This window comes from Cytophagaceae bacterium ABcell3, from assembly GCA_030913385.1.
In the GTDB taxonomy this organism is placed as follows: Bacteria; Bacteroidota; Bacteroidia; order Cytophagales; family Cytophagaceae; genus ABcell3.
This window is the reverse complement of sequence record CP133159.1, coordinates 4735152-4752648: the sequence shown is the minus strand read 5'-3', so window position 1 is coordinate 4752648 and position 17497 is coordinate 4735152. Positions and strand designations below refer to the sequence as shown.

The window sequence follows — 17497 nt, the reverse complement described above, 5'->3', positions numbered from 1 at the left end:
AAAAATATGAAAGAGTATTTTATAAGTTTTTTCACAATAAGCATGAACCGGCTTCATCATTTGAAGAAAACACTTCCGGCTAATATTAAAGACAATAATGAGTATAACAATCTTGAATTCGTTATTCTTGATTATAATTCTGATGACGGTATGGAAGAGTGGGTAAAGAATGAACTAGGAACTTATTTAGATTCTGGGAAGGTGAAATTTTTTAGAACTGAGGAACCGGAGTTTTTTAATAGAAGCCACTCTAGAAATATGGCAGTAAACTTATGTTCCGGTGAGCTTATTTGTAATGTTGATGCAGATAACTTCACAGGTCAAGGATTTGCCTCTTTCTTGAATGCCGAATTTAACAAAGATTCGAATATTGTTGTAAACAGCAACTTTCATGGCGAATACATGCCATACAAAGATGCTTTTGGAAGGTTTGGCGCATGGAGAAGTGACTTTCATAAGGTCGGCGGCTATGATGAATCTATGACCAGCTATGGGTATGAAGACATAGACCTTTATGAAAGACTTGTTATGATGGGCAGAAAAGAGGTTAAAATTAAAAACTTTGATTTTCTAAGGTCAATATCGCATGGTAACGAAGATAGACTGGAGCAGGAACATTTTAATAAAAACCTTGACCGTTTTTATGTTGCATATGATATAGGCTCTACTAAAGTAATTTTCCTATACAAAGATGGTACTTTTGAGTCTGGAACCTTAAATGAAAAACATGAGTTTTATCCGGGTCTTTTTACTATAGAAGGAGGGGTCTGGGATAAAGGAAGGTGGAAAGAAGAAAGTTCATTTCTGATGCTAAACTTTTCTATAGGGAGAGAGGAAAAACTTTTTACTGATAATCAAGGCTTGTGTTACCTTTTGAAAAAACCTGAAATTCGTCTTACGTTTTTTAAAGTTGAAGATTCAAATTTCCTAGAAAATGTAAAATCCTCCTACTCTATTGTTACAAATGCAAGTAAATATCAGAAAAATATGAATGAAAGGAGCCTATGGGTAAACACCGAGGGCTATGGCCGTGGTACTGTTTTTGGCTCACAATCAATGAAGGTAGTTAAAGAGCCTGCAAAGAAAGATTCCAAGGGTAAAGTTTCTTCTGAGTTTACTATTAACCAATTCTAAATTTTTTATCTATGGCAGCTAAAGACAGATCAACACTTAAAGAATATTTTCAAGACGGTGCCCGTCCTTCGGGTGCTGATTTTGCAGACCTTATTGATTCATTTTTGCTTATCAACGAGCTTTCGGGAGCACTTTTGGCAGGTTTAACTGCCCAGAATGCAGAAATTAATGAAACAGATAACATTCTCTCTGCTTTGGGCAAAGCACAGGGACAGTTAAACAACCGTGTTAAAAAAGATGGCGACGCTCTATCAGGCCCCCTTGCCTTACATGCAGACCCTGCTAGTGCCATGCACGCCGCTACCAAGCAATATGTAGATGCTGTGGCCGGAAGTGGAGGAGGTGGAAGTACAGGGGCGGTCAAAAGGGTTTACCATTTTTGTCATACCGGAAGCATCAACAATGCAACCTTGGGTTTATACAAAGTGAGTTCTGAAGCAATAACCAATAACAAGCCTACCACAGCGGAAGGCCATGGAATTAAAGATGGCAGCATAGACCCCTATGTCATCATGAATAATTGTACCATTAAAAAAATCAGGGTCACTTTTGCAGGTGCAGGTGTAGATGGGGGCTCTGTGGGCGCTAATCCGGTTATGAGGCTCAGGGTTTTTAAGTCTGGGTATGATGCCAGGACACAAGTAGGTACAGATGTCGATATCCCTGTAAGTAATTCAGGGCTGGGAACGTGGGGTAATGCTTCAGGAAACGGTTTTCAGACAGCGGTTTCTGGTGAACTAAACTTTGCTTTAAATGCTGGAGATGTGCTGGGGGTTGAGTTCAGGCATCAAACAGGGAGCGGAAATTCCATTATATCTGTCCAAAGACTTTTTGCAGTACTGGAAACGGAAGAATAACGGTTTTTTCGCGGAAGCTCTGAATTTTGCATTTTCCTAAGGGAGCAAAAAAACTTTATGAGGGTCTCATAGCATAATTAATTCGCATGTTAGCAAGTGATTTTCTTGATGTGACATGCTAGTTTATGGCATTGGAAAACATGGTTTTGTACAAAGGTATATTGGCCGTATCAGAAACCTTCTAAGGAATTTAAACAGGTAGGTTTACATATTTTTGTACTACCAGCCAGTTATTTGATTTTTTAAATTATTTTTAATATAGCAGTTATGTCAGAAAATACAGGCGTAGGTGGCAATATCATATCAGTACCGCAGGGTGGCGGTGCAGTGAGCGGAATGGGTGAAAAGTTTTCTCCAGACCTGTTTACGGGTACGGGAAATTTTTCTGTTCCTGTTGCTCTTCCGCCGGGACGTAATGGTTTTCAGCCAGAACTTTCCCTAGTATATAGTACCGGCAATGGGAATGGCCCTTTTGGACTGGGCTGGAACCTTAGTGTTCCCGGGGTTAGCCGTAAAACTTCTAAAGGAGTGCCTTTATATGATGACAAGAGAGATGTCTTTATACTTTCCGGGGCAGAAGACCTTATACCTGTGCCAGGTGCTTCTGAAGTGGCCCAAAGATACCGCCCCAGGACTGAAGGCTTGTTTGCCCGTATTGAGCATCATAGTGATTCTGACAATAATTTCTGGAAAGTTAAAAGCTCTGATGGCCTTACCAGCTGGTACGGTACGCCGGGACAGGCCAATTCCCGCAATTCTTTTAACGATCAGGCGGTACTTGCCGACCCTGAATATCGTACGAAAGTTTACCAGTGGAACCTTACTAAAACAGAAGATGTATTTGGCAACGCCATTGAATATATTTACGAGCGGGGAAATGGCACGGAAGGGCTTCATGCATGGGATATGCTTTACCTGAAAGAAATCAGGTACGGTGACTATATGTCTGAAGAAAAGAAGCAATGGATGGTACGTGCTGTTTTCCAGTATGAGGAACGGCCTGACCCGCTTTCATCTTACAGGCAGGGCTTCGAGGTTCGCACAACGAAAAGGTGCAGTAAGATTAAGATTTATACCAATCCTTCCTCTGGTGAAATACTTACAAAAACATACCACTTGACTTACCTGGATGAACGTGTCGAAGCAGGTGATTTTTCTAAAAATGTACTTCCTGTAAACGGCATTAGCCTGCTCAGCAGGGTCAGTATTGAAGGACATAATGAGGATGAAAGTGAATGGATGCCTCCATTAGACTTTGACTATACCCGCTTTACTCCTGAAACAAGGGAGTTTATGCCTGTGCGTGGCAGGGATCTTCCTCCTTTTAGCTTTGCAAATGGAGATTATGAGCTTGCCGATCTTTTTGGCAGTGGCCTCCCTGATATTCTGCAAGTGAGTGGCAATAACGGTGTGGTGCGTTACTGGAGGAATCTTGGCAACGGGAAATTTGATTTGCCGCGAAATATGAAAGATGCCCCGGCTGGTGCCAGCCTGTCAGACCCGGAAGTATCTTTAATGGATGCAGATGGTGACGGCCGTGTTGACCTGGTGGTTAACAAGCAGGGGCAGAGTGGTTATTTCCCAATGCAGTTTAATGGCCTGTGGGACAGGAAGTCTTTTAAACCCTATAAAAATATTCCTTCTTTTTCTTTGGCAGATCCTGAAGTACAGCTCCTTGACCTGGACGGCGATGGGGTTACCGACGTACTAAGGAATGGCAGCAGGCTGGAATGCTTTTTTAATCACCCGGATGAAGGGTTTTATAAAGTAAAAACTGTTGAGAAACAACGATTAGATAAATTCCCGAATGTAAGCTTTACTGATCCACGGGTCAGGTTTGCCGATATGACGGGAGACGGCCTGCAGGATATTGTGCTGGTACATGCTGGCCATGTGGAATACTGGCCTAATATGGGGCATGGGAAATGGGGTGCGAAGGTTTCTATGCGGAACAGCCCAAAGCTCCCTTTTCAGTTTAGCCCTGAACGTGTGCTTATTGGTGATGTGGATGGCGATGGAATGGCCGATATTGTGTATGTGGAAAACAACTCCCTGACGCTTTGGGTAAATAAAGGAGGTAAAAGCTGGTCTGACCCGGTCGTGATAAAAGGTACACCGGCATTTTATGATACGGCATCGATACGCCAGGCAGACTTGAACGGCAGCGGGGTAAGTGGTATTGTCTGGAGCTATGATTATGATGGACTGCGGCGCGACAGAATGTTCTACTTTGATTTTACAGGTGGAGTCAAGCCTTATGTCCTGAGTGGGATGGACAATAATATGGGTGCCCGTACCAGGGTTTCGTACCGTTCCTCTACAGATTATTTTGTAAAAGATTTTAAAAGGCCTGAAACCCGGTGGAAAACACCGCTCCCTTTTCCGGTACAGGTCGTGGCCAGTGTAGAGGTGCACGATGAGCTTTCTGGTGGCAAACTGGTGACTGAGTATAGTTACCACCACGGATATTGGGATGGAGGCGAAAGGGAGTTCAGAGGGTTTTGCAAAGTGGTCCAGCGGGATACAGAAACCTTTGACCGATACAATCAGACAGATGATGAACGAAGTACAGTACACCGCTCATATTATTCGCCGCCTCTCGAAACCCGTACCTGGTTCCACCCCGGGCCTGTAGGAGGAGAAAGGGGGGATTGGGAGGAACCTGATTTCAGCCATGAATATTGGCAGGAAGACCGGCAGGTGCTTCAGCGCCCGGCTGACATGAAAGCTATGCTGAGGCACTTGCCCCGGAGGGCAAAAAGAGATGCCCTCAGAACCCTTCGCGGCAGCATTCTGAGAACAGAAGTCTATGCGATGGACGGTAGTGCGCGGCAAAACCGACCTTATACCATTACCGAAAACCTGCAGGGGGTGCGTATTGAATTTTCCCCTCAGCCTGTCAGGCTACCTGCACGGGGTATAGAAAGGGAAAAGTTTCTTGAAGCCTCCAACAGGGCTGGCTCAGGATATATTTTCTTCTCCATGGCACTTGCCTCCCGTACTAGCCAATGGGAGCGGGGCAATGAACCAATGACCCAATACAGTTTTACCGAAGACTATGATGCCTATGGAAATCCGCGCAAACAAATATCTGTAGCATTACCACGGGGCAGGAACATCACCGGTGAACGGTTAGCAACAGACAATAACCTTGATGAACCTGATATTTTTTATGCGACCTTATCTGAAACCGAATTTATAAACAGGGACGATGACTTCCGTTACCTGACTGGCAGACCGGCTTCCGCCAGGGTATGGGAAATCAGGAATAACGGCAGCGGCTCTGTTGCAGAACTTAGAAAAAGAATTCTTGAAAAATCCCTGTTTCTTGAATTTAAACTTATCGGCCATTCCGTCTCCTACTATGACGGGCAGGCTTTTACTGGACTGCCTTATGGAGAGTTGGGCGATTATGGAGTTCCGGTACGGGGCGAAGTCCTGGCCTTTGAAAGTGAAACCATTGCTGACGTATTTGGAAATGGCCTGCCCCCCTACCTGACTGAAGGTGGTGAGCCTGTATGGACGGAGGAGTGCCCGGAAGGGTTTCGAAATGCCCTCCCTCCTGATGCAGGGTATGTTTTCAGAAACCCTTTGCTTCCTGACGAGTCTCATTACGAAGAAGGGTACTATGTAATAGAACAACGCCAGAAATTTGATTTCCATGTTTCCCCTGCCGGTGCTTCCGGCCTGGTGCTGGAAATGCAGGATGCACTCGGGAATACCGCCTCTGTGGAGTATGACACTTATAAATTGATGCCTGCTAAAGTAACCGACCCCGCCGGTATGGAAACACTTGCGGAGTACGATTACCGGGTCATGCAGGCAGCACAGATCACCGACCCGAACCTGAACAGGATACAGTTCGCTTTCACTCCCCTGGGCTTTCTTTTTGAAACAGCCGTCATGGGCAAGGAAGGGGAAGCGGCAGGAGATACCCCTGAAGTTCCGGGCACACGGATGGAGTATGATTTTTTTGCCTTTATGGACAGGGCAGAACCGGTTTATGTAAAAACCATACAGCGGGAGCACCACTACCATGACCAGGTGGACGAAACCATAAAGGACAACACACTAGTAAGTGTAGAATATTCCGATGGTTTCGGGCGCTTGCTGCAAACACGTTCACAGGCCGAAGAAGTTATTTTTGGCGACAGTTTACATGGCGACGCAGGGCTTCCTTCTGTCCATGGTGACAATGCCCCGGCCACAGGTGTGGAAAACACCTCTGCGGACAACCCCAATGTTATAGTCAGCGGATGGCAGGTCTATAACAACAAAGGCTGGGTGGTAGAAAAATATGAACCTTACTATGACCAGGGGTTCTCCTACCAGTTTCCTTTCAGGGCCCATGGCAGGAAAGTAAAAATGTACTATGACCCGCGGGGGCAGGTAATCCGAACTGTAAACCCCGATGCCACAGAACAGCGGGTTGTTTTTGGCGTGCCGCTGAGCCTGGACAACCCACGGGTATTTACCCCTACCCCATGGGAAAGCTACACCTATGACGCCAATGACCTGGGGGAGCTTTATATAGGGTCTGCGGGATCTGCCCCGGCAGAACACCATTATACCCCTTCCAGTGCGGTAATTGACGGCCTGGGGCGGACTGTCAAAACCATTGACCGCCTTGCGCGCAATGGCAACGATGTGGTGATGCGCTATGCTTTTGACATACGGGGCAACCTGCTTGAAGTCACAGACGCACTGGAAAGGACAACTTTCCGGCACAAATACGACCTGCTGAACAGGCCCTTATGGACAGCGCATATAGACGGTGGCGAAAAAACAGTATTTATGGATGCCCTCAGCCGCCCCCTGGAACTCAGGGATGCCAAAGGTGCCCTGGTCCTGAACAGTTATGATATACTCTCCCGCCCTGTAAAGGTATGGGCACGTGATACTGCCGGTGAGCCGCTTACCCTCCGGCAGAAAACCATTTATGGCGACAGTGCCGGCCTCGGCCAGCCAGAAGCGGACAACCTGATGGGCAAACCTTACAAGGTATATGACGAAGCCGGCCTTACCAGTATAGACCGCTATGACTTTAAGGGCAACCCTCCCGAAAAAACAAGGCAGGTCATATCCGATGCAACATTGGTCTCCGCAGGTACAGATGCCCCCCGTACAGACTGGGAAAGCCTCACAGAAGCTGTTCTGGACAGTTTTGCCTATGTTACAGGCATGAAATATGATGCCCTGAACAGGGTAACCGAAATGCAATTTCCCGAAGACGTGGAGCAGGAACGGAAAATACTCCTTCCTAGATATAACCGCTCGGGCGCACTGGAGCAAGTGGGGCTGAAGAATACAGAAGCTTCAGAAGAGCAGGTCTACGTGGAGCGCATTGCCTACAATGCCCGCGGACAGCGAACCCTGATAGCTTTTGGCAACGGCATGATGACACGCTACGCCTATGACGAGGACAACTTCCGCCTCAAAAGGCTGCGTACGGAAAGGTATGAGAAAAACGGCCTTGCCTATAACTACGCCAGCGGAACCGTGCGGCAGGACAATTTTTATGAATACGACCTTTCGGGAAATATCACCTCCATCATCAACCGTGCCCCCGGCAGCGGCGTAGGCGGCACGGACATACTGGAAAAAGACTATACATACGATGCCCTGTACCGGCTACTCTCCGCCACCGGAAGGGAAACAGCCACCACCGCTGCTGAGCCCTGGGACGATACGTACAGGAGCCATGACCCCACACTGACACGCGGATATACCCAACATTACAGCTATGACAAGATGGGCAACATTCAGGGACTGCAGCACATAGCCACCGGCGGAAACTTTACAAGAAGTTTTACATACACAGAAAATAAGAATATATTAGAAGACATTACCATAGGGCAGACGGCTTATGGCTTTATACATGATGTAAACGGCAATATCATAAGAGAAGGAGAGTCCCGGCATTTTGCATGGGACTACGCAGACCGGCTGAAGTCCTTCCGCATACAGGCAGGTGAGGGAGAACCAAGTCTCAATGCCTTTTATCTGTATGACAGTGGCGGCAACCGCATAAAAAAGCTGGTGCAAAAGCAGGACGGTTCTTATAAAAGCACTACCTACATAGACGGGATATTTGAGCATACCAGGGAAAGCATCAGTGCCGCTGCCTATGCCATCCCGAACCTGGAGATAGGCCAGTGGACTATTGGTGTATATGACCAGGGTACAGCGATACCGGATTTGGAAATAGGCCAGTGGATAATAGGGCAGTACGGTGGCAGTACCACAGAGCAGAACACCCTGCACATCATGGACGACCAGAGCCGCATAGCCACCATACGCCTTGGCGATGCCATGGGTGACATCACCCCTGCTATTAAGTACAACCTCGAAGACCATCTGGGCAGCAGCAGTATACAATTAGATACAAATGGTACGTTGGTAAACAGTGAGGAGTACTATCCTTTCGGGGAGACTTCTTTCGGGAGCTATGGGAAAAAGCGGTACAGGTTCTGTGGGAAGGAAAAAGATGAGGAATCAGGGTTGTACTACTATGGCATGAGGTACTACAATGCATGGACGTGTCGGTTTGTGAGTGTGGATCCGCTGGCGGAGGAAACAATTAATTTTTCTCCTTATACGTATGCCAATTGTAATCCTGTAATGATGAACGATCCAACAGGAGGTAAAGCTGAAGGGACTGGTGATGGTGATGGTGATCCTCCTGCCAATGATCCTCAAACCCATAGTGTTCAAGAAGGAGACACTTTGTCTGGCCTTGCTGAGAAATATGGCACAACTGTTGATAATTTAAGAACACTAAATCCTCAGACTCAGAAAAGGAAACAAAGTGATCAAATAAATATAGGAGAAACATTAAGTATTTCAGGCGAGTCTCCAGGTTCTTCATTACCATCTTCAGAAAAGGCAAAAACAATACAATCTAAAGCATATGTAATTGGTGAAAAAGAGCCAGTCGATGTGGATTTGCCGACTCCTGAAGCTTTGAAGGAAGGTAACTGGGAGCATCACAGGCAAGAATGGTTGGCTAAGAATGCAAGGTCTATCAGTCTGTTTAATACTAAAGGAGGAACTGTAGGCTTAAGAGCGAGCCAGGAAATTTTTGCTGACTATGCTGGGCCTATGATGATACAGGCTTATGCTGCCGCACTATTTGAATTAGCCTTTGCTGCACCATATGTTTTACCGGCTTCGAGAGTTGGGCGTGTTGCTCCGAAAGTGAAAGTTCCTGCTCCTCTTCCTAAAGTGGCACCGGCTAATGCCGCTAAGGAGGTGACGAACCTTCCCAAATTAGGAATAAAAAAATTCGATGCACTAGACTTGGCTAAAGCATCAGGAGATGACTTGTTTAATTATGCCAAAGTTTTTGAAAATCAATTTAAAGCAGGTAAAATTGGTGCAATGACTAGAGATCAAGCAGCCCGTTTTACTAAACTATTAAGACAAAAAGGAATAAAAGTAAGAATTGACGCCCCTCATTCACCTCCAAATCCTTGGCAAATGAAACATCTGAATGTTGGAGATAAAGGGCAAATTCATATTCCAATCTTAAATTAAAGTTTATGGAATATAAGATACTAGGGCTTCCCTTTAAAAAGGAAGAGTTTAAAATAAGCGATACTTATCGAGGGGTTTGCAGAAATGAAATTCCCGAATCGAAATTCAAAGAAAATTCGAAAATTGATTTTTTAGAAAACTTGTATGTGAAACTTCTTTCATCCGATAGTAAACAGATTCAAGTGTCTGATTTGATTGAAATAGCAGATAGTTTTACAAAATTGTCAACAGAGCCTTTTGAGCTGATACTTGTGAAAGGTATTAAGGAAGAGATACCTGAAAATATATTGTATAAAAAACTTGGTTATGAAGCTGTTGCAAGTAATGAATCTTCTATGATTCATTTTTGGTTAAGAAAAAAAGTTGAAGGTTTTGAAACCCTATACGAAACATTTATTAAAAAACTTAATAATAATTATTTGTTTTCATGTGTTGAGGATGCTCAATCTTTTATCAAAGAAATAAGACAATATACTCATATCATATCTCCTCCATCTCCTCATTTTCAAATAGATTTTGAAATCGTTGAAATAGTTCAAGTCAAAGGGATTGGTGTTAATAACCACTAGAAGTAGGGGAATGGGAGATTGGGATTTATGGAGAGGCCGTGATAGAGCAGAATATTTTGCATATCATGGACGACCTGGTTCTGTTGTACCTGCTCTCGGTACTGCTGCCGGTATGGGGCAGTTGGGTCTATATTAGGAGGAATTGCTGGCGGTATTGCAGGCTCTTATTATGGAGGAAAAGCTGTAGAATCTTTTAGTGATCACTTATTCGGGTGGTAAGTTATGGCATTAGAAATCAAAATACTCAAAAAGTTCAATGCTATAAATTTTACTCTTCCTTGGAAGCATAGTAATGTGGAAGGAGATGCATGGCAACCTATAGTAAAAGAAGTATTAGAGTATGCTTTTTTAAGTAAGGAAGGAAGTATACTTATAAATAATCCGTTAGAATCTTCTATTTATGATGAAATACCAACAGAAGCTTATCAATACTTAGAAGGTAGAGAAGATAAGTTTTGGGTATCTAAAGTGAGCAAGTTTTCAAAATGGCTACTTGACTTTATTTATGACGAAGAGTTTAATAGAGAATTAATGTGGATTACAACTGTGCCTTATTTAGCTAAAGAACGTATGCAAGAACTTGTTAATGCTCATGCTTATGGAGGAGGCTTACCTTCATTTAAAGATGAAGTAATGTTTTGTTCCGATGGTATGTTTTTGTTCTGGTTCAATCCTTGTTATCCGATACCAGAGATAGTAAACAAATATGAAGAGCTTGCAGTGAAATATGGCTGTGAGGTTATAGTAAAAGAAGAATAAGAATAAGAAAGAATGAGCCGCTTCAGCTACAGACAAAGGGAAGAATAATAATACTCGCTTCACCTCACATCCTATCATTATGCCAGTAATAACCCCATTAATAGGATAGATCCTTCGGGGTTACAGGATGAACCCGCATCTGATCAAGGAGGTGGAGGGGATAGTGGAAATGATAATATGGCAAAAGGTACATGGGTTCATACAGAATCTGGAGAAGAACTTGGTTTAGGAAAAGGAGATGGTACTTTAGAGCGGTCTATGAAGGAATTTGGTTGGGAGCAGAAAAATTCAACTAGTGACCGATGCCATTAGTAGCCTTCAATCCAGTTTTGAATGGGGATTGGGTTTGGTAGGTGGTGCTTTAGGTGCTTCTAATGAAAATGCTTTTGTAAATCGGGTAAATACTGATATCGCTAATGCTGAGAGTCTGATTATGAATGCACCTAATATGACAAGCAGGCAGTGGGGTAATGTTGCTGCCGGGACTACTGCCTCAGTAGGAAGTGGGTTGTTGTTTAGAAGAGGGCCTACAACTTCTTTAAGCAGTTCTTTAGGAAATATGAGCATACCTGTTTATAGAGTTTACGGGGGGGCTTCCAGGATTAATGGTTACTCTTGGACTTTTGTAAATCCTAAATTAATGCCAACAAACATGTATAGGAATTATGCAGGATTACCGAGTGGTAATTGGGGTACATCTTATATTAAAGGAAGTGCTCAAATAAAAGACATTAGTTTATTCAGAAGAGCATTGCCTCTTGATGGTAATGCAGGAGGTTTGCCAGAATTATTAATAAATCCCAACAAGGTGAATATGTATAATTATATGAACAGGCCTGGGAATTTCAAAAGTTATTGGGGATTTTAAATTTATTGATTATGAGTTTTGCAGGAATGACCGTTAATGAAAGATTGTTCGCAAGTGGTTTATATAAAGAATTTGAGTCTGCAAAAAAACAGAAAAATAAGGAAAGGGTTATTGCTATATTAAAAGAAATTAACGTTGATGAACCTTCCATTAATAAAATATTAAAAGAGATTGGTATTAAATAATGCCAAATAATTTATGAATGGAAACAGCGAATAATTTTGCCGACAAATATATATTTAAAGATTTAGCTATAGAGTATAGGGATTTAGAAGAAAAGTTTGGGATGCATGGTCCTTTAGTAGGTTCTTTGTTTATGGATGGTCATAATATTGGGTTGTTTTCTGGCCCTCCAAAATTATCAGAGGATAATAAAGCTCTACTACTACCTTATTATGAAAATGGTCTCTTTAGAATTATGGTATATGATTTTAAAGACCATTTATTTCATATAAGCAAAGGCTATTTTAGACTATTATTTTTTGGAAATATGGAAGAAGACCGCATAATCTTTTTTGAAGCGAATTATCCGTTATCTGATCGATGCCCTCTACCGGCTGCTCTCCGCCACCGGCAGGGAAACAGCCACCACCGCCACAGAGCCCTGGGACGATACCTATAGGAGCCATGACCCCACGCTGACACGCGGATATACCCAACATTACAGCTATGACAAGATGGGCAACATTCAGGGACTGCAGCACATAGCCACCGGCGGAAACTTCACCAGAAGCTTTCAATATTCCCCTGAAAAGAATATATTAGAAGACATTACCATAGGGCAGACGGCCTATGGCTTTATACATGATGTAAACGGCAATATCATAAGAGAAGGAGAGTCCCGGCATTTTGCATGGGACTACGCAGACCGGCTGAAGTCCTTCCGCATACAGGCAGGTGAGGGAGAACCAAGTCTCAATGCCTTTTATCTGTATGACAGTGGCGGCAACCGCATAAAAAAGCTGGTGCAAAAGCAGGACGGTTCTTATAAAAGCACTACCTACATAGACGGGATATTTGAGCATACCAGGGAAAGCATCAGTGCCGCTGCCTATGCCATCCCGAACCTGGAGATAGGCCAGTGGACTATTGGTGTATATGACCAGGGTACAGCGATACCGGATTTGGAAATAGGCCAGTGGATAATAGGGCAGTACGGTGGCAGTACCACAGAGCAGAACACCCTGCACATCATGGACGACCAGAGCCGCATAGCCACCATACGCCTTGGCGATGCCATGGGTGACATCACCCCTGCTATTAAGTACAACCTCGAAGACCATCTGGGCAGCAGTTGTATACAAGTTGACAGCAACGGTACGTTAGTAAGCAGAGAGGAATACACGCCCTTTGGGGAAACCTCCTTCGGGAGCTATGGAAAAAAGCGCTACAGGTTCTGTGGGAAGGAAAAGGACGAGGAAAGCGGGCTGTACTACTACGGTATGAGGTACTACAATGCCTGGACGTGCAGGTTTGTGAGTGTGGATCCGCTGGCTCCTAAATATGCTCATCTATCTCCTTTTGCTTATGCAGACAATAAGCCTATCAATCATACAGATATAGACGGAGCAGAAACCGGAAGCACAGAGCCCTCTCCGCAAAGTGGTGATGGAGGGGATAGTACACAAACCACAGATGCAGGAGCAAAAGAACCAAAGATTCATACTGTAGTGGCTGGAGATACTTTATCAGAAATTGCTCAAAAGTATGGAGTATCTACAGAGGAGTTAAGAAATGCTAATAACCTTGATCCTAAAAATGACAAGAAGTTACAAATAGGCACAAAATTAAAATTGCCAGAAGCACGAGGTATTATTTCTTCTGATGCACTTAATGAAGATAATATTAAAACTGCCGGGCCAAACGAAATGGCTCAGGGAAGAGCTGCCCACAGAGCATTAAGTGAGCATATTGAAAAAAGAGAGGATTCTAGATTTTGGAGGCCTAATAAGGCAGTAAATGCACCTGATGATAGGAGCCGTCCAGATATAGTTTATGAAAAAGGGGCGGTTGCAGGAGTTTGGGAATTAAAGCCAGGTATGGGGCCTTCTGCTGTTCTTGCTGCGAAAGAGGCAAAAGATTACGTTACTGCTTTAAATGAAGCTTATGGGACAGATAAATACAAAACTGGACAAAAAGGTGGAGCGCCAGCTCCTCTTCCCAATGGTATTATACTTACAGACCCAAAGACTAAACAATCATTTATGTTTATGATACCTGATGCAAATAACGGTGCTATACTATGGTATGCAAAAGATGGAAACAAAGATCCACAAACCCAACCTGTAGTAGCGCCTGAAACAGAAAGAAAGCATACACCTCAACTTGTACCTGAAAACAGATATTGGGCTGATCCTGATATTGATAAAAAAATGATATTAGTTAGTTTAGCTGCAATTGCTATTGTAGCTTATTATGTTGTTAGAAGTAGGATCATTCCTGTTCCTATACCTTAATAATATATTGAAGGCAGCGAAATAATTCTTTTTATTTTACTTGTATTTTTGTTAAAGATTAAGTGATTATTGTTAAATGAAGCTTGAAGAAAATTTTAGAATGGAGTTTGAGAAAAATTTGAAAGGAAGTAAATATACTTTTAAAGAACAGTGCATGAGCTTTATTAAAACAAATTTTGAGACTCCAAACAGAATTTTATTTGCAATTTTTTGTGCCAAAAAAGACCCCTTCACTATAGATTATAATACGACAGTCAAGGAAATTGATTACTTATTTGAAGATTCAAATAATTTCGGACTTCAGTTAAGGAATTCATTTTCATATATGCAACCTTCTTTTTTTAATAATGAAATTATGTTCAGGGATCCAGATGGTTTACCCACTGATGTTTATTATACCCCTCGTTACTATGATTATGTGAATAAGGTTAGGGATTTAAGTTACAACTGTGAGGATGAGTTTTGGAAAAAAGCGGACAACTGTGAATGGTATGAAGCAATCTCTGATTTCCCATGCTTTTTAGATATCGAAATTTCTATTTATGAATTAGAAAAATATAAAGAGATTGGAGATATAATTAATGTCAATGATTGGTTGAAATATCTGAGAGATTTACTTAAGCTCTTTTTCTCTGAATTTGTTTTTCTTGAAGAGTTCAGTACTAAAAAAATGGTTCGTTTTATGAAGCCTTTGAATGGTAGTGTTTACTTCGGATTTGAATACGATGAAGCTTTGCTCAAAAGAAAATATGAGAGAGGAGATTTGGGATTTCCGGAGTATTTTAATCTGATTTTGATTAATAATGACTTTAAAAAAGCCACAAAGAAGGATGAATATATCTACCGATTTCATGAAGATATTTTAAGTTTAGGAATATTAGGTAATCCTTTATTTTTTAATGAATGTATAGGTTTATCCCGATTTGCAGCATTAGATAGAACATATGAAAGAGGTAATCCTCAAAATAATAAATTAAAATACTTTAGAGAATATGTAAAAGTTAACGATAAAAAAATTCAAATTGTGCATCCAGAAGGTATTGGGGAGAAGATGAAAAAACATGCTTTTTTTTACATGGATCAGTTGAGCACTTCCTCTAAAAGTTATCTCAGTTTTTTGGAAGAAAACATTCTTAAGTCGTTACCGGGCTGGAGGACGTGAATCCGCTGGCGGGGGACTATCCGTTCTATACACCGTACCAGTATGCGGGTAACAAGCCGATAGTGGCCAATGACCTCAAGTCAAGGGGTGTTTTATAAAAACTTACCTCCTTATACAGGAATGGCTGTCCCTGTGACTGCATCCCCTGAAAGATTACTTGAGGTAGCACCTATAGGAAGCCGGGTAGCTATATCCACAGCTGGTGAAATAGATGACGAAGCTTGGAGAAACGAAAATGTTGTTAAGGTTGGACCGGATCAATATTCAGCTCACCCTTTCGGAATAGTTTCATTTCAACAATTGTTGGAGACAGCTGCTCCGCATAGTACAAAACCATATTTCTTAAAACAAGTAGAATTTTCAACATTTAAACGATGATTGGTAATATATATATTCTTGGTTTTCTAATTCTTTTTGGTTGTATTGGTAGGAAGCAAATGCACAAGGAATCAAGAAGTGAAGAGGTGTATATAAAAATTAAATCTCTTGTTCCTTCATCTTGGGAAGTAAGTAAACTTGATTCTGCAATTATCTTGAAGAGTAAAGATTCTGTATGGTTTGTTCCAGCTGTCAGTCCAATCAGATCAATGAATGAACCTGAAAATATATTGCAGGTGTTTATTGAAATTCAGTCAAAATGGTCAGACAAGAGAATGCTCGAAACACATCAATTAAATGATTCTCTTAGTAAAATATTAATAAGAGATTATGAAAGAATAATTGACTCTTTAAATATCAGGAAAATTGATCGAGATAATTTTAAAAAATATCCCATTGAGTATATTAAAAGATTAAATAAATGGGACAAGGAAAAGCAAGCATTAGTTGATAAGATAAAAAGGCTACCAGATATTAGTACAAAAGAATATAGTGTTTTTATTTCCGACAATCGTCCATCTTATGATGATCAAGTCTATCCAGAGGTTATAGCAATTGAAGAACAACAAATAATATCAAAAATAGCGAAGGACGTTTTTGGTCAGGATAGTTTTAAAATTGCTCATCCAAGATATTAAAATAAAACGAAAGCCCGGTGATCCGGGCTTTCGTTTATAGGGCAGCTACATTATTGTTAAAGAAATCCTTAAACTTCTTTTTTGTCAGCATACAATCAATCATACTATAGATGATTGATTTTTCTTTTTCATCGAGTTCGGAAAGCAGTCTTAATTGTTCGGAAGCTGTTTTGTCTTCTACTGTTACTTCTTTAGGTACGGATTTACCCATGTGAACAATCTGATCAATGGTAATACCGTAAAACTTGGCAAGCTTATCCAGAATCTCTACAGAAGCTTCTCTTTGTCCATTCTCAATTTTATTGTAATGAGAGATCCCCAAGCCTATTTCTGTAGCTAACTGTTTTTGTAAAACGCCTCTTTCTTCTCTTAATCGCTTGATATTGTTGGCTAAACTCATAGATGCATATTTTTAAGACAAGGCAAATATAGCCATATAGTATATTTTTAGCAAAAAATATCCACATAGTCATACTTATAGTTGCCAATTAGTACATTTTAATTTATCTTTGTGATGTACAAAACGGCAAAAAATAATTTCTATGAATAAGGATAAGGTCAAACAGGTAAAGCTCCAACTCCGCTGGCGGGGAAGTATCCCTACTATACGCCGTACCAGTATGCAGGTAATAAACCAATAAATTACAATGACCTGGACGGAGCAGAGGAAAATAAAGAAACTAAAACTCCTACTTGTTGGTGTTTTCACCAACAAGCTTCCAACATAGGGCTACACCCAGCACTACAGCTATGACAAGATGGGCAACATTCAGGGCCTGCAGCACATAGCTACCGGCGGAAACTTCACCAGAAGCTTTCAATATTCCCCTGAAAAGAATATATTAGAAGACATTACCATAGGGCAGACGGCCTATGGCTTTAACCTGAATTTTGTAATAGATTTCGTTATGAGGGGCAAAATAACAATAAATCAGCGTATTTGAGTAGAAAAAGCATAGCAGCGCTATGGTTTGATACGCAAATGCGAGCGAAGCGTCTGATTTGAAGTTATTTTGTCACGCAATAGAAAGTTCTATTACATATTTCAGGTTGTGACATGATGTAAACGGCAATATCATAAGAGAAGGAGAGTCCCGGCATTTTGCATGGGACTACGCAGACCGGCTGAAGTCCTTCCGC

General features: G+C 41.9%; 14 protein-coding genes. 13 read left to right on the top strand and 1 reads right to left on the bottom strand.

Annotation, left to right across the window (positions count from 1 at the left end; translation table 11 throughout):
• Window positions 1-6: 6 nt before the first annotated feature.
• From RCC89_19570 to RCC89_19515, 12 genes are all read left to right on the top strand, one after another.
• Window positions 7-1134, top strand: coding sequence for a glycosyltransferase family A protein (locus tag RCC89_19570; protein WMJ75341.1), 1128 nt, complete (start codon window positions 7-9; stop codon window positions 1132-1134).
• An 11-nt stretch (window positions 1135-1145) separates the two neighbouring features.
• Window positions 1146-1991, top strand: coding sequence for a hypothetical protein (locus RCC89_19565; protein WMJ75340.1), 846 nt, complete (start codon window positions 1146-1148; stop codon window positions 1989-1991).
• 267 nt (window positions 1992-2258) lie between these two features.
• Window positions 2259-9527: a SpvB/TcaC N-terminal domain-containing protein gene (locus RCC89_19560; GenBank protein WMJ75339.1), complete on the top strand. Its 7269-nt coding sequence runs from the start codon at window positions 2259-2261 to the stop codon at window positions 9525-9527.
• Between the two features lie 5 nt (window positions 9528-9532).
• Window positions 9533-10096, top strand: a complete 564-nt coding sequence (locus RCC89_19555) for a hypothetical protein (protein WMJ75338.1) — start codon at window positions 9533-9535, stop codon at window positions 10094-10096.
• A gap of 222 nt (window positions 10097-10318) precedes the next feature.
• The gene (locus tag RCC89_19550; protein WMJ75337.1) at window positions 10319-10855 is read left to right on the top strand and encodes a hypothetical protein; all 537 of its coding nucleotides are present in this window, start codon (window positions 10319-10321) and stop codon (window positions 10853-10855) included.
• Between the two features lie 177 nt (window positions 10856-11032).
• On the top strand, window positions 11033-11167 hold the full coding sequence (locus RCC89_19545; GenBank protein WMJ75336.1) for a hypothetical protein: 135 nt from the start codon (window positions 11033-11035) through the stop codon (window positions 11165-11167).
• The gene (locus RCC89_19540) at window positions 11151-11723 is read left to right on the top strand and encodes a hypothetical protein (protein WMJ75335.1); all 573 of its coding nucleotides are present in this window, start codon (window positions 11151-11153) and stop codon (window positions 11721-11723) included. Before RCC89_19545 ends, RCC89_19540 begins: the two co-directional genes overlap by 17 nt.
• A gap of 11 nt (window positions 11724-11734) precedes the next feature.
• Window positions 11735-11908 carry a hypothetical protein gene (locus tag RCC89_19535; GenBank protein WMJ75334.1) on the top strand — a complete coding sequence of 58 codons (174 nt, stop codon included), beginning with the start codon at window positions 11735-11737 and terminating at the stop codon, window positions 11906-11908.
• 330 nt (window positions 11909-12238) lie between these two features.
• Window positions 12239-14179 carry an RHS repeat-associated core domain-containing protein gene (locus RCC89_19530; protein WMJ75333.1) on the top strand — a complete coding sequence of 647 codons (1941 nt, stop codon included), beginning with the start codon at window positions 12239-12241 and terminating at the stop codon, window positions 14177-14179.
• 76 nt (window positions 14180-14255) lie between these two features.
• Window positions 14256-15341 carry a hypothetical protein gene (locus RCC89_19525; protein WMJ75332.1) on the top strand — a complete coding sequence of 362 codons (1086 nt, stop codon included), beginning with the start codon at window positions 14256-14258 and terminating at the stop codon, window positions 15339-15341.
• 69 nt (window positions 15342-15410) lie between these two features.
• Window positions 15411-15719, top strand: coding sequence for a hypothetical protein (locus tag RCC89_19520; protein ID WMJ75331.1), 309 nt, complete (start codon window positions 15411-15413; stop codon window positions 15717-15719).
• Entirely contained in the window at window positions 15716-16357 is a 642-nt protein-coding gene (locus RCC89_19515; GenBank protein ID WMJ75330.1) for a hypothetical protein, read from the top strand. The genes RCC89_19520 and RCC89_19515 overlap by 4 nt, the downstream gene beginning before the upstream one ends.
• Before the next feature lie 34 nt (window positions 16358-16391).
• Here RCC89_19515 and RCC89_19510 read toward each other — a convergent pair whose 3' ends face one another.
• Window positions 16392-16757 carry a helix-turn-helix transcriptional regulator gene (locus tag RCC89_19510; GenBank protein ID WMJ75329.1) on the bottom strand — a complete coding sequence of 122 codons (366 nt, stop codon included), beginning with the start codon at window positions 16755-16757 and terminating at the stop codon, window positions 16392-16394.
• A 358-nt stretch (window positions 16758-17115) separates the two neighbouring features.
• On the opposite strand from RCC89_19510, the gene RCC89_19505 reads away from it, so the two are divergent.
• Entirely contained in the window at window positions 17116-17301 is a 186-nt protein-coding gene (locus RCC89_19505; GenBank protein WMJ75328.1) for a hypothetical protein, read from the top strand.
• Window positions 17302-17497 lie beyond the last annotated feature (196 nt).